Source organism: Ensifer sp. NM-2 (genome assembly GCF_003024455.1).
Lineage (GTDB): Bacteria > Pseudomonadota > Alphaproteobacteria > Rhizobiales > Rhizobiaceae > Ensifer > Ensifer canadensis.
Genome location: NZ_PVZR01000005.1, coordinates 334,465 through 354,610 on the forward strand (window position 1 = coordinate 334,465; position 20,146 = coordinate 354,610).

Genomic DNA, 20,146 nt, shown 5'->3' on the forward strand with positions numbered 1-20,146 from the left:
GTGCAATCTCTAGGTGCGGAAGCTCCCGTCTCGTTCGAACTGACACAGAAGCATGGCATCGACAGCAGGAACCCAGATACCGAAACCGGCGAACGAACAGGACTTCGAAAGCAATTGCCTGATCTTGTGGCAATGCATCCTAGACGATCCCAATGTCATCAAGGTTGGTCGCCGTGGGCAGGCCCAGAATGGTGTCGACCTTCGCGGGTATCGAAAACAAAACCTCAGAAAACCCGTCGGCATACAATGCAAACTCAAGAGCGACCGTACGAAGCTTACAGATACGGAGGTCCGAGATGAGTTTAGAAAAGCTCTGGCCTTCAAACCGGCTCTAACGGAATACTTCATCCTCACCACCGCGCCGGACGACAATGACCTGCAGGTACTAGCCGACGAACTCGCAGTCGAACAGGCCGATAATGGCCGCAACATCCTCTTCTACGTTTGGGGGTGGGGGACCATCTCGGAGAAGGTTGCCCAGTTCCCGGACGCGATGCGCGCGTTTGACCCGAGTTACGGTGTGTACTCGGCCGAAATTCGAGCGGAGATCACAGAGGTACGCTCGGTACAGGACTTGACCCGTGGGGAGGTGGCGAGCGGATTTGTGCAGGTCGGGAACGATTTGCGAGAATCCAACAAACAGATACTGGCTGCCATTGCGGAGAGTACACAGGGCAGCGTAGCTGCCGTCGAAGTTCAGTTGGACGCGGAGATAGACGGCTACCGGACAATCGCAAACGACGGAAAAGCAATAACCGCCCTGGCCCAGTTCCAGCGTTTGCTGGAGCGTGTTGAAGGCACGGCTTCGGGGCGCATCCTTTTTAGGATCAAGGCAAACATCGCGAATTGTCTGCTAGCATCGGGAAAGAGCGAAGAAGCTGTGGAGCTTCTGTTGGAAGCCCATTCCCACGCGCCGACCGAGCCGAAGGCGATCGCAAACAAGGCTTTTGCCCTGCTGCTGCAAGGCGACTATCCTGGTGTCCTTGCAATGGGGCGGGAGAACCTGCTCTCCAGGGCGGCCGACGAACACCTGTCGGCGCACGTCCTTCAGGCTGCCAGGTTCGATGACACTATCGATGACCCGCTATCACTCATTCCCGAAAGCGACCGCGAAACGCCGGGTGTTTTGAATTCCCTGGCTCATTTCTATCGACACCGGTTGTCGCTGAAGTGGAGGAGCGTAGCGGTCGATGCTGGCAACCGCTTTCCTGATGATCCGTTCGCCAAGCGGCTTTCCGCGGAAGCCGTCATCGATGCGATCTGCGAGGACAAGGAGTACCTCCATTCCGGCAGACTCAACGAGAGTCAGCGGATCGAATTGGAGGAAGCGATCACGAAGCTCTCTGATGTATGGAAACGGATAAAGACCGCCGAGGGCGAGGTCGACGATGCAGACAGCGCAGTCTGCTGCAACCTCCTGCTGGCCTACCGCATTATCGGAGATCGTAAATCGGCGATGGAGCTGATCAGGGAGGGCATCCCGCTTTTTGGTAATGATAGTGCCTTTATTCTCCGTGCAGCCGGCGCCGCTCATGAGACTGGCGATCGGATCATCGACGAGCTTCTGCCGAAGCTGACTGAGGGCCCTGATAAAACACTGATGATTTTTCAGTCTGCTGTCGCGAGCAATGACTGGCAAACGCTGTCGGCGATCGATCCGTTGGCGCTTGAAACTGTTCCCCAGTCGGAGAGGCGTATTTGCGATCTGGCGCTGCGTTTTGCCAAGCTCGCCCTATGTCCCCCTGCCGACCTCGAAACGGCTGTGAAAGACTTGGTGCGAGACGCATCGGACGATCCCAGACTGAGTATCCTGGCAGCGCAGTATTGCGACACTCTGAAAATGGACGGACTGGCGGAGGAAGCGTGGGAAAATGCCATCAATGCGGTGAATGACACCACGCACCATTCCGGGCGGATAATGACGGGGACTTACGCAGCGAGGAAGGGGCACTGGAGTGATGCAGCTGACTTGCTTGACGGACGGATAGACGAAGACCACGACTCGGCGGAACTGCGATCACTTACCCTGGGTCTTGTGAACGAGAGACCAACCCGGCAAAGAGCGATTGCGTTTTTCGATCGCCTCCCGACCGAGATACGCACCAAGCCCTTCTATCTGCGCGCTGAAGGAAGGATGCACTTTAACCACGGTGCGCTTGCCCAAGCTGAAGAGCTTACACGACGCCTCCTCAACACGAAGCCGGACATTGACGCTGTCCTCACATTAATCGTGCTCTTGCGGAGGCAGGAGCGCGCTAGCGAAATTGCTGCGGCCCTTTCGATCAACAAGCTCATGACGATGCCAGGCGAACCGGGGGAAATGCTTGATATTGCGCACGAGCTCAGTCGCGTGGGGCGAGGCGAGGAGGCTTTGAAGTACGCATACGGTGTATTGCGCTCAAATCCCAATAACGCGGAAGTCGCACGGAAGTACGCAATCCTAATCCTTGGTTCTGAGGACCGGATATCGATCCCGCCCAGCCCGGTTGTCGCCCTCGATACATGGGTGCGGCTCAGCAGAGAGGACCACAGGGGCCTTGCCTGGGTTATCGAGAATGGAGAAGACGACCCAACTGGTGGGTATGTCTCGCCTCGCCACGCCCTCGCCAGCCTCGCCATCGGGAAGCAAGTGGGAGAAACGTTTAGCGAAGAACGTTCTTTAGGAGATCAGCCTGTCTGGAAGATCGAGGAGTTAAAGCACAAGTATCTTCACGCGCTCCACGACATATTGGAGAACTACCAGACGCGATTCCCTGATGCAGGCGGTCTCTATGCCTTTACGACCAAGGGGGACGATCTCGGGCCCATCCTGGACCAGATTAGGTCTCAGGCGGAGAGCGAGCGAGCTCGCGCAGACTTGTACCTGAAGCACCATGTTCCTTTCCATATGGTTGCCCGAAAGTTCGAGCGATCGCCAATTGCCTTCGCAGATTACCTCAGGGCCATCGGCGAGAAAATCCGTTCATGTGTCGGGCAGGATCTCGAGCAATCACAAGCTCAGGAAATCATCGACGAGTATCGAGGCCGGGGGGCGGTGCTGGACACCTATGCGGCGTGGACCGCCGCATCTATGGATATCTTCGATGTCCTGAAGGAGACGTTCGGGAGCCTCTACGTTTCCCAGTCCGTATTCGACGACCTAGTCGTTCTGAAGGGCGACGATGAGTTCTCTGAACGGGAGTTTTCGCTATCCTGGCGCGACGGGGAATTCTACAGAGACGAAGTCCCGCGAGAACGTTTCGCGGAGTGGCAAACCTACATCCGCGCACAACGTGACAAGATAGAAGCCAACTGTATCGTAGAGGCCGTTACTGCCCCAAATCAGCGAAATCCCATTGCCGAGGTATTCATCGCGAATTTCGGCTCAAACGTTATGGATGCGGCCGTACTAGCAAATCGCGGGCACGTCCTTCTATCTGAAGACATGTACTTCCGGCAGATTGCAGCGAATGCATGGTCGGTTCCAGGCGTCTGGCTTCAAAGCGTTCTCGTGGACTCGGTCGGCACTGGAGCGCTTACGAGCGAGCGCTACGTTGCGAAGACCGTCGATCTTGCCCGGCTTCGCCACGGTCATCTGACCGTCAATGGACCTTTGTTTGCCGAACTCCTGTCCCTTGCAAAGGACGACTCGCTTCAAGATTTCGAGGCCGCGGCTGACTTCATCGGCACCCCTGACGCGGATATTGTCGCCCACGCTGAGGTGGTGATCAATTTTACGAAGATCGCACGTTCCCGGAACGGCAGGCGGCCCGGCCTCGTTGAGAGCGCACTGGGGCTTCTTCTGGAAAAACTCATCCGTTACGAACCAAGATACTGGAACATCACGGTCGCATTCGTGTTCAACAACGTCGGTTCGACGCAACGTAGCTACATCCTGGACTGGGTAAAGGGGCATTTTCTGCCCGTGGACGATATGCTTCTCGCCGCCCGCTCGTTGAACATCTATGGGTCCCGCTATGCTGTCGCGCAAATTCTAAGCAGCGAGAGCACAGTTGAGGTGGTGCGTCGTCACCGAATGCGTCCGCGCAGCAACATGGTGATAGTTGCGCCTCAGGCGCCGCCTTACGTCGCTCCATCGCGGCTCTCGCCGCCCAAACACCGCCGCGGTAAACGCAAGGGAAAGTAATCCGGACCCACGAGAAAGTCAGATCCGAAACGCCAAACGGCCGCAGCTTTTGCAAAATTTGGTTCGCTTACAGGGGCGGAAAAATACAGCCCCAACCGCTATTTCGCTGGCCGCCTTGCCCGCCCCAGCTTGTAAACTGGGTAGACACCTTGGCGGAGAGACCAGAGTATGTCAGCGAGGCAACTACGGCGTGCCGAGCCGAATCGAAGACGACGAGCTGCTCAACCTTGTGAGCCCCCGCCCCGAAACATTCGCGTACGCCGAAGAAAGGCGCCGTTTCTACGTCGCGGTTGGGTGTCAACCTGTTCGAGCGCTCGACGCGGCGGGTGGAGCTGACACGGGCAGAGGGTGTCCTACGATCGAGCGGTCAGGATCATCGGCGATGTCGGACTGTTGGCCGAGGTGGCTCGCACGATCAGGATCGGAACCGTCTATCCGGCAAAGACAGGCGTGCTGCCGGCGTATCTGTCGCGCATAGGCCGGAAATTTCCGGATGTCGCCCTGCATTTTCGTTGAAGTAGACGGCACCCGTGGCCGGGCAATTCATTGTAAATGCCTCATCCTGGCAGCGAGCTGTTGTTGGAGCGTGGCCAATCCCTGCTCGTTGTTGAGGTAGTGGATGTACCGGATGTGCCGGAGATCGAACGGCACGTCCTCTGGTTGGCGAGTAATGAGGATGACCTCGCGACCCAAAGAGTGCGCGATTCCCGCTTCATAGAACACGTTCGGATTTCGACCAGACAAATCACACACGACAATGCGGGACCTGTCGATCAACGACACCACGTCTTGGATTACGGTATGGTGCTCCCATATGTTGTCCGCACGGTTGCATCTCATCCCGGCCTCGACCGCAGCCGCTTCAATCGCTCGGTAAACGGAAGCAAATCCCGCATCGAACGGCATCATCGCAGAGACCTGTCGATTGTCGATCCGTGGTGGCGAGTTAAAGGTGAAGACGGTTGGTTCATTGCGAGTGGTTGCGGCTAATCGGAAGAAAGCTCGATACAGGTCGCCATCCTGGACGCTCCAATGGGTTCGCGTCCAGTCGAACTGCCTACCATGCGTCGACAACCCAAGCTCTGCAGCGACGGTATGAAGGCGATCTTGGCTGATGGGCGGTACCGCGAGGTCATATTGGTATCGCACGGAAAGTGTTGACGGTCCCTGCCCTAGAACTTGAACTAATCCGACTCGAGCGAAATCTTCGCTGTTTTGACCCTCGGACATGAACAACGTAGGAAGCATAGTCAACGCCGCATAGTCGGTGCGTCCATCGACTAGAAAATCGTTGTGGGTGGGCCCACGGTCAGATGGATATTCCACATCGCCCTGCGGGGCCTCCGGCCAACCAAGTCCCCTGATAATACGATTGAATGACATAACGCCCCCAGCGCTAAAACTGCTAATTGCACCGCTATATCAGTACCAGTCAGGCATAAACCAGTGTAATGATAGGCTGCCGAAGGCGTTTTTGTTGGGGGAGGGCACTCGATCTTCCACCTTGTTCGCTTCGGAATTGCCGAATACCGGACTCGTCGGAGTCCACCGCCACCGCACCTCCTTCGCTCAAGAGCCGACGCCAGCGATAGAGAAGGTTTGGTGCAACTCCATGCCGCCGAGCCGCAGAGGAAACCGTCTCCCCTGGGGCATAGCTGTCCTCGATGGTTTGCAGTTTGCGTTCCGTTGTCCAGCGTCGCCGCCGGACGTCAACGATCATCAAGTCAACCTGTCGAAACTCGTGAGACATAACCTCATCCTCAAGTCTGTGCTTTGAGCCTTCCTGCTTATGCTGGTCAAAAGTGGGGGCAGTTCAAGCAGCCTTAAATCCGATCATTGACGAATAATCGTCAATAATGTTATTTTAGCGCCAAATGAGGCGCGCTATGCTGTATAAGCTTGAAGTCGAAAACTTCTTTTCCATCCGTGATCTGCAGATTCTGGACCTGACAGTGGATGCAAAAGTGCCTGATCCTGAGGGTCGTTATAGCCCCCTGTTCGATGGCGCGGTCGCACGCGTGCCGAAAGTCGTCGCCTTGTACGGCGCGAATGCGTCGGGCAAGACGACGGTGCTGCGCGCGCTCGAATTCGTAGTGACGATGATCCGCGACAGCGTGGTGCGTACGGTCCCAGGCTTTACTGGCATCGAGCGTTTCAACGATGCGGCTTCCGCCAATCGGCCGATTAAGTTCGCGATCGAGCTTAGTGGCGCGATGAACCTGACACCCGAGGTCCATCAGCGTGCTTTGGACGGCGAAAAGGTCGAGCAAGGCACTTACCGGTACGAACTGGAAATTGAGCTCAAGGAAGGGCTCGCGATGCGGATCGCGTCCGAAGCGCTCCGTCAGAAGCCGAATGGTCAAGGGAAATGGCAACGTGTGTTTGAGCGAGATGCCGAGGGCAAGGTGAAGGACTCTAAGAGCTTCAGCCTTTCGGGTTTCCAGCACCTCGTGAAGACGCTCGCCGGCAATCACACGGTGCTGTCGTCCTTCGCAAAATTTCAGCATCCCAGCGCGCAGCTTTTCGTGGATGCGGCGCGCCAGGCCTTCTTTCAGATTGAGCCCGTGCATTCCTTCGCTGATCGCGAAGTGATTGACTACCTGAAAAGCAAGCCGAATGTCGTTTCGCTTCTGAAGGATGAGCTGAGCCGTATCGACGTTGGCGTCGAAGGGGTCCGCTTTCAGCAAACGGAGAACGGGCCGATCTTGTTGTTCAAGCATGCAGGTCTCGAAGTCGAGATGCCCTGGATGATGGAAAGCCACGGTACGCGGGCTTTCATCAAGATGTTCCCGTTCATCGCAACTGCCCTCGACACGGGCGGTCTTGCGGCCATTGACGAAATGGACACGGCCATCCATCCGAACATGCTGCCGGAACTGGTGCGCTGGTTCTATTCGGTTTCCGGGCGCAACATGCTGAACGCACAGCTCTGGCTTACTTGCCATTCGGCCTCGCTGCTCGATTACCTCAACAAGGAGGAAATCGTAATTTGCGAGAAGGACAGGCAGGGTCGCAGCCATCTTTACAGTCTCATGGATGTAAAGGTGCGTCGCGACGAGAACCACTACCGCAAGTACCTGAGTGGTGCATATGGCGGGGTCCCGCACCTCGGATGAGCCGCCGACGCCCACCACATATCATGCTTCGCCGACCGATCTATATCGGCTGCGAAGGCGCGTCAGAAGTCGGTTATGCAAGTCTTTTGCAAGACCTGATCCGCGAAGCCAATCTCGCCGTGCATTTGCAGATCGACGAGTTCGGGCCAGGAACTGGTGATCCCCTGTCGCGTATCCAAATGGCGGTGCTACGTCTGAAGCGACTAGAGAAGACACGCACTGCCTTCGATGAGCGCTTTGCGCTTCTCGACTCTGATCAGGCTGAGCAAGATCCGGAGCGCGCCAGGCTTGCGCGCAAGCTGGCGGCTGATCATGACATCGTCATCGTCTGGCAACGACCCTGCTTTGAGGCGGTGATTCTACGCCACCTGATGGGCAAGACGGCCAATCGCCCGCCAGACTCTGCGGCCGCGATCAGGGCGCTCGAAAAGGAATGGCCGGAGTACCGAAAACCCATGTCGCGCGCGGACCTGGCGCGCCGACTCGATCTAGATGGCGTCCTTCGTGCGGCAAGCGTAGAGGCCGAACTGCGCGACCTGCTACGCAGCGTGGGGCTGTTGTAGCAAAGGGGGCGCTCGACTTCATGCTGAGCTCGGCGGCTTCATCAGACGTGATTATAGAAACCGAGGCTGGCATTGGCTTCCATATGCAGAACGTGTCCGCGAACCTTGATACCTTCACGGAAGACGCTAGAGCCCAGCGCCGTGGACATGAGCCATCCCCTCATTTCCTTCCTGCAGCAAACTCCGCAGGGAGCGACCTTGAACCTCTGGTTCATCCATCGGCAGGTCCATCGCGGGACCTAGCATCGAGCCGTACCATTCTTCTTTTGCATACTTAAGCCGGTCTTGACGGCGCTATAGCTTCAAGAAGTCAAGCGACAGGCCGCGTGCAGCCTTTTCCCAGGTCAGTCGAATCTCAAGCTCCGCGCGCAACTTGGCCGCCCGAGCGAATGTGGCTTCGTGGTCCGACAGCGCTGCGCCAACTTTCGCTGCCCACGCTTCGCGATTTGCCGCGTCAGCGAGCGCTACAGGTGCAATGCTGGACTCAAAAAGGTCGGGGTCGAGCCCTTGATTCAACGCAGGATCACGTAGGTATTCTGCAAGGCCGCTTTCCGCCGAAATGATGGCGGGCACGCCGGCCGCAATCGCTTCGAGGCCAGTCAACCCGAATCCTTCCGCGACCGACGGCATGATGATCAGCGCCGAGCCGAGATAGTCCTGTGAGAGCTTCCCCGGTTCAGTCGAGAACGACCGTAGCTGCACAAATTGCGCATAGTCATTGAACTCTCCGATGTTCTTGAACTCGGCCAGCGCCTTTTCTTTCGTGAAACCGCGCATCACCAGCTTCGGCGTCTGCCCGGAATCCCAGAGCCGGTCGGTCGCAACCCGCTTGATTACGTCGCACGCTAGCAGACCTCCCTTGACGCCGGCGTCCTCCATGCGGCCCGACATCAGGCAGGCATTCATTTGAAGATTTTGGGGGTCTGGGGCCAACTTCAGCAATAGCGGGCTGAGCCCCGGCACGAGCATGGTCATGGTAGGCAAAGGCGCTTGCCACAGAAAGCTTCTCTTGATCCGTGGCCCCACAGCGACGACCAAATCGGCCAGCTCCGCGAGTGCGATCTGATCGTCGAGTTTCGCCTCGCCTCGTAGTGGATCGAAAAGGGCATCTCCGTGAGGCGTTTTCAACCCTTCATTTTCGTGCGGAATGGTGTGCAGAAAATGGACATATTTGGCGTCGAACCGCGTGGCCAAAGCCCGCGCGGCGGGGCCTGTGATATGATCGTGACCGATCAGCAAGTCCGGCTGGGTCCTGAGGTGTGCCGCCTCGCACAAAAGGAAGCGCGCCTGCCCACCGATCTGGACCGAGTCCGGGCATCGAACGAGCTCAACCCGGGCCGTTTTTGCATTGAGGATGTCGGCGTCGGACGCATTGGGGACGAGACACAGAACGGTGTGCCCAAGTGCAGCGAGCGCGACGCACAGCTCACGGTTAAGCGTGGATATCCCGCCGTGATTCGAGGCCCATTCAGTCGCCACTGCAAGTACCGTACGACGATCGGCCAATGGTAGGAGGCCCGACGGCGCCGGTGCGGGCACCGCGATGTTCATTTGGATAGGGACGTCGTCGGTGTCACTAGTCTTGGCCTTGGGCTTTTCCTCAGCGGCCGGTTCGGGCGCCTCGGTCCGAGCGCCCATGTCGCCGATCCTCGCCAGAATATCGGCGGGATCCTCACGACGCGTCGCCTTCGCACGGACGCCGTGGCGGGCCTGCTCGATCGACCAGTCCAGAGTATCGTACAGTTCGGGCAACGCATCGCGCATTCGGTACATCTGCTCGAGCGCGGCGTTTGTCCCTGCCGCAACTAGCCGCGACAGCAGCACGCTGCGCAATTGCTCGACATAATCGGGCACGCCAAGAACGCGCGCGCCAGACTCGGTCGGCGGGCGCTCGGGCAGCAGGGCGACCAGATCAATATAGGCCTGAGCCAAGGCATATTCGGGCAGCGCGTCGAAATCGAACGAGCGATCGAATGCAACGTCGCGAGCGAAGCTGGTCCAGATCGAGCGGGCGAGTACCTCGTTTCGCTCTCGCACCGCAAGCAGCTCGAACCACGTCTCTGTCGGGTTTTTGCCAAGGAGCTCAATGACACCCTTTTCAATACGCGGGCCTTCCGTCGCCGCACGTGCTAGATTGGTGGCAGACGACGTCAGGGCATCATGGACGAGCCGCATCGCGCGTTCGTCACTGTTGCGTACCAGATACGCGAGAATCTCAGACGCCGCGTCATTGCTCTTGAGATCTCCGGCACCGCGCAACTCGTGCAGGAGTTCCGAAAGCGATCGGTCGAGCAAGCCGTCCAGGAGTTCGAACACCCGCGTGCTCAACCCCTCGGATGCAGGGCCGGTGGCGATCTGCCGGACCGCGGCCAGCACCGATTCCGGCGCAAGGCGATAGGCGACATGCATCAGGTCCCGCTGTGGATTTCCGTCGGTGTAAAAGTCGTTCCCCAAGAAGCCAAGCACCGCCGGTGCCCAGACAGCCCAGGTTTCGGCGGACAGTCCTTCGAAGGTATTCCGCTCCTCATCGCGCAGTAGGCGCAGCGCCCGGAGGCCGGCATTGGCCGGCCGGTGACTGGTGCTCGTGCCCAGCCAGCTGAGATCGGTCAGCGGGGCGTCGCGAAGATAGACGAGCGCCGTCCGCCGAATTCGCTCGTGCTCTCGGCCGTCGAGCGCCCGCCAGCCCGGCGTCGCGGTCAGGTCGGTCTCGAACTCGAAATGCCCATCATAGTCGCCGTTCGGCTCGTGGAAGAGTTCGAGGTTGAGTTGCCACCACAGTGCCGCTTCGCCCGCTTCGATCCGGTCGAGAAGAACGATCACTGACGACCGCCGAGACGTCTTGACTTTGGTTTCTCGTTCCTCGGCTTCGTGCCTCTCGCGTTGCCGTTCGGCACTTTTACGCATGTACTCGGCAGCAGTCGACTCCAGATCGATCGAGTAGCGGGCTGCGAGCGCGCGCTGCAGCTCGGGAACGTGTGATGCTGCCTCCCAGACACGATCGAGTGTGTTGATCGGAAGCGATTGTGTGAGGTCGGCAATGATCTGCGCAAGCGGCGCGCGTAGGTCTGCGCGCTCCGCCAGCATCATCGCGAGATACGCGTCGAGATCGTCCGGTCTGACTAGACCGGCCAAGTGATGTACAAGCAGTGCTACGGCGCGAGGCGAATCGTCCGCCTGCCGAAGGGTCTCCAGCACGAATGCGGATCGCGCTTCGGAATTATCCGGCCACGGCAGCGATGCGGCTGCGTCATTCAGGACAATCTGATAAATTTTGAGGTCAGCGGTGACGACAAAGGCCGCCAGCGCCTTCCGTACTTCGGGATCCGCAATCCGGGCAATGATCGCGCGAAACAGTTTGGCAATTACCGGCTGGAGCCGATCATGCTCGCCTTGGTCGGTGTCGAGCCGGCGCTGCAGCCAGGCAATGGCGTCGAGCGCTTGGCGTGAGGTCAGATCGGGCGCTGCGAAGCGGTAGAGAAAGAGCTGGTAGCTCCCGATGAAATTCTGCTGGCGAGGAACTGTCAGTGCCCCAAGCAATTGGCGAAACGGCAACGCGTGCGGCCAGCAAATCGATAGCAGGATGCCGCGTAAGCGATCTTTTGTGTCACTATCGAGATTGCTCGCCAGAATCGGCGCGAGGAGTTCGGGTGCGTCGTCCCCGTTCAAGCGCGCAACCGTGCGTGCAGCCATCGATCTGATCAGCCCGTCGGCTTTGGGATCAACAGCTACCTCTATTAGCTCCGGCGTCAAACCAATTTCTCTTGCCTCAGCGGCGATATCGATCGCAGCACGCCGCTCGAAGGGTGGCGTCAGAGCGCCGGCGATGACGGGCCGCAATTGCTCGGCGAGTTCCGGGTGTCGCAAGGAGCTGAACAACGGAACCAGCTGATCGTACTGGTCGCGCAGATCGCCCGCCGCAAATCGCTTCAGTATCGCCGCCGTCAGCCTGAACTGGTCCGCAGGCTCAAGGACGGCGGCCTGCGCGCGCAGCAATACATCGGGCTGCCGCTCGAGGAGAATATCGAAAAATGGCGGGACCATCGCTGCAGCCCAGCCCGCCACCTCAACAAGCTGTGGCGCGATCCCGCCGGGTCCGCCGACCTCGGGTACATTTAGTAACGACAGGATCTGATCAGCCGACAGGCGATGATCGGCCAGATATCGAGCTGTCAGATAATCGACGAACGTCCTGTGGGTCCATTCAAAGATGCCGGGTTCGACTTCGGCGAAAAGCGGCGTGCGCAGAATTTCGGTGAGCAGCGCAGGTGTTGCAACGACGCTCCCAGCCGTGGAGGGTTCGATGCCCCCCGCAATCCGAGCGATCGGCAGAAGGTGCGGGCTGACTGCGGCGACGCCGGAAGTGAACCGCATGATACCGGAGAAGGTCGTTGCGACAGCAAGGCGGCCGGCGACAACCACGCGGGTCGCGGCATTCGCGACCGCTGGCCCCGCCAACGCGCGTTCGACGACGCGCTCGAGCAGATCCGCCTGCCTCGCCGGCAGCGTTTCACTTCCAAGATGGCTTCGAAGCAGCAGTCTTAGCAACAACGGACGGCTCGCCATCGCCCGCAACTGTTCACCCAGCAGACGTTCGGAAAGACGCTCGCGTTCGGCGACCTGAGGCTCCGTGCCCTCGACTGCTGCGAGGATGTCTTCTTCTTCGAGCGGTGCCAGCGTCAGCTTCTTGAAGCTTCCGATCGGCCAGCGCTGTTCAATTACCCGGTCAAGCTCCTCGGTCCAAGCCGCTGTTCTGCATGTCAACGCGATCCGCAGCAACGCTCTCTTGCGATTGCTGCCAAAAAGCTGATCAAGAAAATGGCTCAGGATTTGTTCAGCCGACGACGGCGGTCCGGCGATCTCGTCGATGCCATCGATCAGAATATGCCATGGCCGCTCATCGTCAGCCCAGCGGCGTTGATGTTCGGACGTGATCAGCGCGTCGAGTTCGGTGGGGAACTTGGTGTCCCCGCCGCGGAGCAGATCGACCTGCTCGCCCTTGTCCCCTAGCCAGGCCGCGAGTCCTTCTATCTCGTGAGTCTTGCCCATTCCGGGGTCGCCCAAGAGCACAAGGCACTGTGTTTCCGCGATTTCGGTCAACACCACAGGGGCGGTTTCCGTCGTCGCGTCCGAACGATTCGCCTCAACGGGCTTGCCACCCGTCGCGCCACCTTCTGGAATCCAGTGTCGCGTCCAGGCAAAATTTACTTCGTGCGCGTCGATGTGGCTGGTCGTCATCGCGATTGGTTAGCCGATTCGGACGCATTGGGCCATTAGCGCGATACGACCAGACTGAACCTATCTCAGCGAAACACCGCGTGTCCCGTTGGGTGAAATTCCGTCGAAAGTGTTTGGCTCAGCAACGACCGCTAATCACCAGTGACACCCGCTAGCCGACGAGCTCGAGAAGTGGCAGCTTTCGGGGTCGCGGCTGTCGCTTGAACGAGAGGATTGAAGGCGCCAACCTGCCGTCCGCGAGCAACGAATGGACAGTCCGCTTCGGGTCGAAGGGAGCTGTTCATCACGAGCCCTGGCGTGTTGCTAGGTTGTTCACCTTTTGGGCCAAAATGATCGCATAATGTATCGACTGGAAGGATGTGCAGAACGCAACAAACATTGGGCGAATTTGCTGCTAACGACTGGTGTAACGGCGAGGAGAATTGCGCGTTTCGTCGACTGAGGAGGCGCAAGCGCGACAATTTTCGGGCACGGGCTGGAAAGTTGCCAAGCTTGGCCGTGTTAACCGCCCCGACGAGTAGAGTTGCGCCTTGGCATCCAACGTTCGAAGAACCTCACGCTGGAGCTCCATAATTGCACTCTCCTTGACGGCTTCCTAGACCCGCACGCAAATACATGCGGGTTTAGAAAATCCGCATTCCGGTTTGAAAACTCGGTGGATGGGCGGCCCATCCATCGAGGTGACCGGCTCCTCGCTACTTCATCCGATTGCGCCCGGTGTGGGCTCTGCTTCCGGAGTAAAGAACACGTCGGCGTGCATGTCTTCCTGGCGCAGTCCGCGGGCAAAAGTCGCCTCCATCGCTGCGTCGACCATCAGCGGCGGGCCGGCGACATAGGCTTTCCAGCCGCTCAAATCCGAAAGATCCTTTCCTACGACCTGCGTCACGAAACCAGTTCGATACTGAGTGGTCTGCGCCTCGGACAGAACCGGCGTGAAGCTGAGATTGGGATGCCGTTTGGCGAGCGCCTGAAAGTGGTCGAACAGATAGAGGTCGCGTTCGCCCCGGACACCGAAGTAGATGTGGATCGGATGATTCTTACCGTGGGCGAGTGCGGTTTCCACGATTGCCTTGATCGGCGCCAGCCCAGAGCCGCCTGCCACGCACACGATCGGGCCGGAATGGTGCTGGCGCAGGTAGGAAGACCCCAGCGGAAATTCGAGTGTTGCCTTGTCGCCGGACTTCAGTCTGCTGTGCACGTGTTGCGAGGTGACCCCACCCGGCACCCGGCGAATGTGGAACTCGAGGCTGGTATCGCCAGGCCGATTGGCCATGGAGTAGCTGCGGGTAGGGACCCCACCAAAGCTGACCTGTGCAAATTGCCCCGCGGCAAACAGCAACGGCAGCCCGTCCTGCGTCGCAATCCGGACGAGCTTGATGTCATGGGTGAGGTCATCGATGTTGGTCACTACGCCCTCAAGTCGTCGCAGTGGCTGGACGGCATCTTCGTCGTCGCTGCCAAGCCATGCCACGGCTGTAGCCGTTAGCGGAAGCGCCCGGCACGCAAGAATAAGGCCATCGGCTTTCTCCACATCGGTGAGGGCGAAAGGCGAATGCTGGAACAGTTCCACCTCTCCCTCGATCAGCCGAGACTTGCAGGCGCCGCAGCGCCCGGACTTGCAGCCATGGGGGTACGGAATTCCAGCGGCGAGTGCCGCGTCGAGGATGGTCTGCCCGACCTGGACTTCAAGGCTGGCCTGGGCCGGCCGGATATCGACGAGTTTTACGGTCATATCAAAGGGCCCCTCAAGCGTCTTTTGCCAGACGAAGCGCTGCTACCAGCGCCGGCTTCTGGCTTTCGAAGGTGCCGTAGAAAACCTCGTCGCTGATGATCGTGATCGGCGCCACCCGTACGCCCGTGCGCGCCTTTGCCTCCTCGGCGATCCGTGGGTCGGTGAGATCACGTTCTTCGTAGGCCATTCCACGCTGGGAGAGCCAACGCTTGAGCGCATGACAGTCCGGGCAGGTCGGGGTCGTGTAGATGAGGATGTGTGGTGCACTGGCTTCGGTCATGATCTGGCCCTTTTTTGAATTCGACATGATTTCTCTCGCGGTCGGCCGTTCCGGAACGGCCGGACTGAGGAGCATGGCCGCCAGGCTGCGGCTTCCAGCGCTTGTAAGGTCAAGGGCTGTTTTGCATTTCGATGACTTTTCCGGGCAGGGGATCTCAGCCCGTTACCAACTGTCAGAACGCGAGGGTGGGTGGCGGCGTCCTGCTGAAACGCAGACGGGAGATTGCGTAAGCTGCATCGGTAAGATCAGGTCTGAACCGGGTCGGTCGAGGGAAATGTCAACGCCGCTTAGCCGTCTTTGCGTGTGGACGTGCCTTGACGCCGAAGCGCGTCACCGATTCGAAGCCCTACATCGCTGGCAGCGAGATGCCTTCCCCGGCGGCGTTCACGATCGCACTGGCAATCGCATGCTCCGACTTGGCCCACACAGCGGCAACAAGACCCAAGACGTTTTGCCGGTCGAAGCCTGCGATCGGTCCGGAGCGGTCAGGGCTGGCTTGCCCTCGGTCAGAGTAGAGCGCCACGACCTTGGCGTCCTTCAGTAAAACTTTCCAAGGGCCTTGACCTTTCCACCGTTGGAAACCGCACCTTCCTCAAAGAAGTGACCGCTGCCGCCGCCTTCGGGCCCGGTGCGGGCATAAATGAAGGTGAACGAGAATGAGTAAAAAAGCCGCCATCCTGTTCTTAGCCGGTGTCGTCGTCACCGGGGGCACTTTTGCCTTTGTCTATAGCGACGAGGCGGGAGCCTATGTCAGCCGCCTCCTTGGGCTTGCCTCATCGGCCAGTGCGCCCGAGGCAGTCGCGGCCGGAGCCGGGGGAATGCCCACACCCCAGGTTCCGGTCGCAGAGGTTATCACGCGCGAGGTCGCGCCTTCGGTGGAGTTCACGGGCCATCTCGAAGCAGCGAAAGCCATTGACCTGCGACCGCGCGTCGGCGGCGCCATCGACGCCGTGAGTGTTCCTGAAGGCGGTCTCGTGCGCCCGGGCCAGCTCCTGTTCCAGATCGACCGCAGGCCATTCCGGGTCGCCCTGGATGCCGCCAAGGCTCAGTTGGCGCAAGCGGCCGTTCTGCTCGATCACGCCGATATCTCTTTCGGGCGAGCTGAATCGTTGGCTCCGAACGGTACTGTGTCGCGCAAGACCTATGACGATGCGCAGGCCACACGTCGCCAGCGCCAGGCGCAGGTCGAAATCGCCAAGGCAGCCGTGGCGGCCGCCGATCTCGATCTGTCGTTCACGCGCGTCACAGCCCCGATAGGCGGGCGCGTCGATCGGGTGCTCGTCACCGAGGGCAACCTGGTTGCCGGCGGCAATGCGGGAGCTGCTACGCTTCTCACCACGATTGTCTCCACGGACCCCGTCTACGTCTATTTCGATATAGACGAGGCCACCTTTCTTGATTTCGTTGCCCGTGCCCGCCCCGACGAGAGTGAAAAAGCGACCGAGAAACTGCCCGTGCAGGTCGGTCTTATGACCGATTCCGGCTTTCCACATAAGGGCGTCCTCGACTTCCTCGGAAACCGGGTCGACCGCGGCACTGGCACTATCCGAGCCCGAGCTGTCGTCCAGAACCCCGATGGTCGGTTGGCACCTGGCCTCTTCGCGCGGGTGAACCTGGTTACCGCGGAGCCCGCAAGCACCGTGCTCATCGACGACCAAGCGATCGGTATCGATCAGGGCCGCCGCTACGTGCTGGCGCTCGGGCCCGAGAACAAGGCGGAGTACCGCGCGGTTGAACTCGGGCCGATGATCGATGGGTTACGGGTTGTCTCGACCGGCCTCGAGCCCGGCGAGAAGATCATTATCAAGGGGCTTGTTCGTCCCGGCATGCAAGTGGATCCGCAGATGATTTCGATGCTCCCCGGCAACGCAGTCAATCGCGATCGGGCAGCGGCTGAAACGCAGGAGGCGCGTCGATGAACATCCCGCGCTTCTTCGTCGATCGCCCGATTTTTGCGGTTGTTCTCTCGGTCCTGATGCTGATTGCCGGCGGCCTGACGCTCCTGAAGTTGCCATTGAGCGAATATCCTCAGGTGACCCCGCCAACGGTACAGGTCACCGCAAGCTATCCGGGCGCCAATCCCGAGGTGATCGCCGAAACGGTTGCAGCACCGCTGGAACAGGTGATCAACGGCGTCGAGAACATGCTCTATATGAGCTCGCAGGCCGCGACCGACGGGCGGATGACGCTGACGGTGACCTTTCAGCAAGGCACCGATCCCGACATGGCGCAGATCCAGGTGCAAAACCGCGTCTCCCGCGCGCTTCCGCGTCTGCCGCAGGAAGTGCAGCGTATCGGCGTCGTGACACAGAAGACCTCGCCCGACATCCTGATGGTCGTGCATCTCGTCTCGCCCGATGATCGCTACGATCCTCTCTACCTGTCGAACTTCGCCACTTTGCAGGTGCGCGATCAGCTTGCACGCCTGTCAGGTGTGGGTGACGTTCTGGTCTGGGGTGCCGGCGAATACTCGATGCGGATCTGGCTCGACCCGACCAAGGTGGCGGCGCGTGGCCTGACCGCCTCCGACGTGGTGGCGGCAATCCAGGAGCAGAACGTCCAGGTGGCCGCCGGCTCGGTCGGCCAGCAGCCGGACGCCTCGGCGGCGCTCCAGGTCACGGTCAACACCCTTGGCCGGCTTTCGAACGAGGAACAGTTCGGCGACATCGTCGTCAAGACGGGTGCCGATGGCCAGGTCACCCGCCTGCGGGATGTTGCCCGTATCGAACTTGGTGCGGACTCCTACGCGCTGCGCAGTCTTCTTGACGGCAAGCCGGCGCTGGCGTTGCAGATCATCCAGAGCCCCGGCGCCAACGCGCTAGACGTGTCGAGTGCCATTCGCGGCACCATGGAAGAACTACAGAAGGGTTTTCCCGAAGGCATCGAGTATCGCATCGCCTACGACCCTACCGTCTTCGTCAAGTCTTCTCTTGAAGCCGTGGTGATGACACTGCTCGAAGCCACCGCGCTTGTCGTGATCGTGGTCGTGCTCTTCCTTCAGACCTGGCGCGCCTCGATCATCCCGCTGGTTGCCGTGCCAGTGTCGTTAGTCGGCACATTCGCCTTTATGTACATGTTCGGCTTCTCGCTGAACACGCTGTCGCTGTTCGGGCTCGTGCTGTCGATCGGGATCGTGGTCGACGACGCCATCGTCGTCGTCGAGAACGTCGAGCGTCACATCGCACTCGGCGAAACGCCGAAGGAGGCGGCGCGTAAGGCCATGGACGAAGTGACCGGGCCGATTATTGCCATTACTTCGGTGCTGTCGGCTGTGTTCATTCCCTCGGCATTCCTGTCCGGCCTGCAAGGGGAATTCTATCGGCAGTTCGCTCTCACGATCGCGATCTCGACGATCCTGTCAGCGGTCAACTCTCTCACGCTTTCTCCTGCGCTTGCAGGCGTGCTTCTGAAGCCGCACCACGGCGACGTAAAGCGCGACCGGCTGACGATCGTGATCGACACCCTGTTCGGGTGGTTCTTCCGGTTGTTCAATCGCTTCTTCGACAGGGCCTCGAATGCCTATGTCTGGTCGGTGCGCCGCGCCGTGAGGCTCAGCGCGCTCGTTCTGCTTGTCTATGCCGGCTTGGTCGGAATCACATGGATGGGTTTCCAGACTGTGCCCAACGGGTTCGTGCCGGCGCAGGACAAATATTACCTTGTCGGCATCGCCCAGCTTCCGACCGGAGCCTCGCTCGATCGGACCGAGGCGGTCGTCAAAAAATTGTCGGAGATCGCGCTTGCCGAACCGGGCGTTGAAAGTGTCGTTGCGTTTCCAGGTCTTTCGGTCAACGGCATGGTCAATATTCCGAACGCCGCGGTGATATTCACGATGCTCAAGCCCTTTGACCAGCGAAAGGATGCTTCTCTATCGGCCTTTGCCATAGCTGGTCGCCTTATGGGCAAGTTCAGTCAAATACCCGATGGTTTTGCCGGCATCTTCCCGCCGCCCCCTGTTCCGGGCCTTGGTTCGACCGGCGGTTTCAAGATCCAGATCGAGGATCGCGCGGGACTTGGCTTCGGGGCCCTTGCGCAGGCACAAGGCGCGATCATGGGCAAAGCGATGCAAACGCCTGAACTGGCTGGCATGCTCGCGAGCTTCCAGGTGAATGCTCCACAGGTGCAGGTGGACATCGACCGGGTGAAGGCGAAGTCGCAAGGAGTGCCGCTCAATACGATCTTTGAGACCTTGCAGGTCAACCTTGGCTCGCTCTACGCGAACGACTTCAATCGCTTTGGCCGCACCTACCGCGTAATGGTCCAGGCGGATGCGCCATTCCGCATGCAGCCGGAGGATATTGGCCGGCTGAAGGTGCGTAACGCGGCGGGCGACATGATTCCGTTGTCGGCCCTGCTGACCATCAAGCACAGTTCGGGGCCGGATCGCGTCATGCATTATAATGGGTTCCCGTCGGCCGATATCAGCGGCAGCCCGGCGTCCGGATACTCGTTCGGGCAAGCGACCGCAGCCATAGAACGGGTTGCATCGGAAACGTTGCCGCCCGGCATGGCCTTCGAGTGGACCGAACTCGCCTATCAGGAAAAACAAGCCGGTAACACGGCCCTGTATGTCTTCCCATTGTCTGTTCTGCTCGCGTTTCTGATCCTCGCGGCGCAGTACAACAGTTGGTCTTTGCCGTTCGCTGTGTTGCTCATCGCTCCGATGGCGTTGCTTTCCGCGATCGCAGGCGTCTGGTTTACCGGAGGCGACAACAACATTTTCACGCAAATCGGCTTCGTCGTGCTCGTGGGTCTCGCTGCCAAGAATGCCATCCTGATCGTCGAGTTCGCCAGAGCAAAGGAAGACGAAGGCGTCGATCCCCTGAACGCCGTACTCGAAGCAGCCCGGCTTCGCCTGCGGCCGATCCTGATGACCTCACTCGCCTTCATCGCCGGTGTCGTGCCGCTTGTGATCGCGACGGGCGCTGGTGCCGAGATGCGTCACGTCATGGGCATAGCCGTCTTCGCAGGCATGCTCGGCGTCACCCTGTTCGGTCTGGTGCTGACGCCAGTGTTCTATGTCATTGTCCGCCGCCTGGCGATCAGCCGCGAGGCAGCGAAGGAGGTCCGACACTACTCTGGAAACGCCGGCCTAGG

8 protein-coding genes and 3 pseudogenes are annotated in these 20,146 nt (G+C 59.6%); 6 read left to right on the top strand and 5 right to left on the bottom strand.

The genetic code is table 11. The features are described from left to right. Positions 1 to 52: 52 nt before the first annotated feature. The gene (locus C6558_RS13405; protein ID WP_107027340.1) at positions 53 to 4,126 is read left to right on the top strand and encodes a lipopolysaccharide assembly protein LapB; all 4,074 of its coding nucleotides are present in this window, start codon (positions 53 to 55) and stop codon (positions 4,124 to 4,126) included. Positions 4,127 to 4,416: 290 nt separating this feature from the next. Beyond that, a pseudogene (locus C6558_RS40740) lies at positions 4,417 to 4,633 on the top strand (LysR family transcriptional regulator); the annotation flags it as partial. 36 nt (positions 4,634 to 4,669) lie between these two features. Here C6558_RS40740 and C6558_RS40745 read toward each other — a convergent pair. Both C6558_RS40745 and C6558_RS13420 read right to left on the bottom strand, forming a co-directional pair. After that, a complete protein-coding gene (locus C6558_RS40745; protein ID WP_245449162.1) occupies positions 4,670 to 5,509 on the bottom strand; it encodes a hypothetical protein in 840 nt (279 codons plus the stop codon). A gap of 105 nt (positions 5,510 to 5,614) precedes the next feature. Next, positions 5,615 to 5,876: pseudogene (locus tag C6558_RS13420) on the bottom strand (transposase); the annotation flags it as partial. 136 nt (positions 5,877 to 6,012) lie between these two features. Between C6558_RS13420 and C6558_RS13425 the strand changes: the two are divergent. Both C6558_RS13425 and C6558_RS13430 read left to right on the top strand, forming a co-directional pair. Next, on the top strand, positions 6,013 to 7,242 hold the full coding sequence (locus C6558_RS13425; protein ID WP_107027341.1) for an ATP/GTP-binding protein: 1,230 nt from the start codon (positions 6,013 to 6,015) through the stop codon (positions 7,240 to 7,242). Between the two features lie 23 nt (positions 7,243 to 7,265). Continuing rightward, the gene (locus tag C6558_RS13430; RefSeq protein WP_199197012.1) at positions 7,266 to 7,805 is read left to right on the top strand and encodes an RloB domain-containing protein; all 540 of its coding nucleotides are present in this window, start codon (positions 7,266 to 7,268) and stop codon (positions 7,803 to 7,805) included. A gap of 294 nt (positions 7,806 to 8,099) precedes the next feature. On the opposite strand, the gene C6558_RS13435 is transcribed toward C6558_RS13430, so the two are convergent. The 3 genes from C6558_RS13435 to C6558_RS13445 form a co-directional block, all read right to left on the bottom strand. Beyond that, positions 8,100 to 13,040, bottom strand: coding sequence for a glycosyltransferase (locus C6558_RS13435; RefSeq protein ID WP_107027343.1), 4,941 nt, complete (start codon positions 13,038 to 13,040; stop codon positions 8,100 to 8,102). Positions 13,041 to 13,740: 700 nt separating this feature from the next. Further along, on the bottom strand, positions 13,741 to 14,772 hold the full coding sequence (locus tag C6558_RS13440) for a 2Fe-2S iron-sulfur cluster-binding protein (protein WP_107027344.1): 1,032 nt from the start codon (positions 14,770 to 14,772) through the stop codon (positions 13,741 to 13,743). 13 nt (positions 14,773 to 14,785) lie between these two features. Beyond that, positions 14,786 to 15,052, bottom strand: coding sequence for a glutaredoxin family protein (locus tag C6558_RS13445; RefSeq protein WP_107027402.1), 267 nt, complete (start codon positions 15,050 to 15,052; stop codon positions 14,786 to 14,788). A gap of 656 nt (positions 15,053 to 15,708) precedes the next feature. Between C6558_RS13445 and C6558_RS13450 the strand changes: the two genes are divergently transcribed. Then, positions 15,709 to 16,971 (top strand): efflux RND transporter periplasmic adaptor subunit, encoded by a 1,263-nt coding sequence (locus C6558_RS13450; RefSeq protein WP_107027345.1) that lies wholly within the window; start codon positions 15,709 to 15,711, stop codon positions 16,969 to 16,971. Then, a pseudogene (locus C6558_RS13455) lies at positions 16,968 to 20,114 on the top strand (efflux RND transporter permease subunit); the annotation flags it as partial. The gene C6558_RS13450 and the pseudogene C6558_RS13455, both read left to right, overlap by 4 nt. Positions 20,115 to 20,146 lie beyond the last annotated feature (32 nt).

Coding starts and splice junctions, on each gene's coding strand:
- C6558_RS13405 (WP_107027340.1), top strand. CDS start 53: ATGGCATCGACAGCAGGAACCCAGATACCGAAACCGGCGAACGAACAG.
- C6558_RS13450 (WP_107027345.1), top strand. CDS start 15,709: ATGAGTAAAAAAGCCGCCATCCTGTTCTTAGCCGGTGTCGTCGTCACC.
- C6558_RS13445 (WP_107027402.1), bottom strand. CDS start 15,052: ATGACCGAAGCCAGTGCACCACACATCCTCATCTACACGACCCCGACC.
- C6558_RS40745 (WP_245449162.1), bottom strand. CDS start 5,509: ATGTCATTCAATCGTATTATCAGGGGACTTGGTTGGCCGGAGGCCCCG.
- C6558_RS13440 (WP_107027344.1), bottom strand. CDS start 14,772: ATGACCGTAAAACTCGTCGATATCCGGCCGGCCCAGGCCAGCCTTGAA.
- C6558_RS13425 (WP_107027341.1), top strand. CDS start 6,013: ATGCTGTATAAGCTTGAAGTCGAAAACTTCTTTTCCATCCGTGATCTG.
- C6558_RS13435 (WP_107027343.1), bottom strand. CDS start 13,040: ATGACGACCAGCCACATCGACGCGCACGAAGTAAATTTTGCCTGGACG.
- C6558_RS13430 (WP_199197012.1), top strand. CDS start 7,266: ATGCTTCGCCGACCGATCTATATCGGCTGCGAAGGCGCGTCAGAAGTC.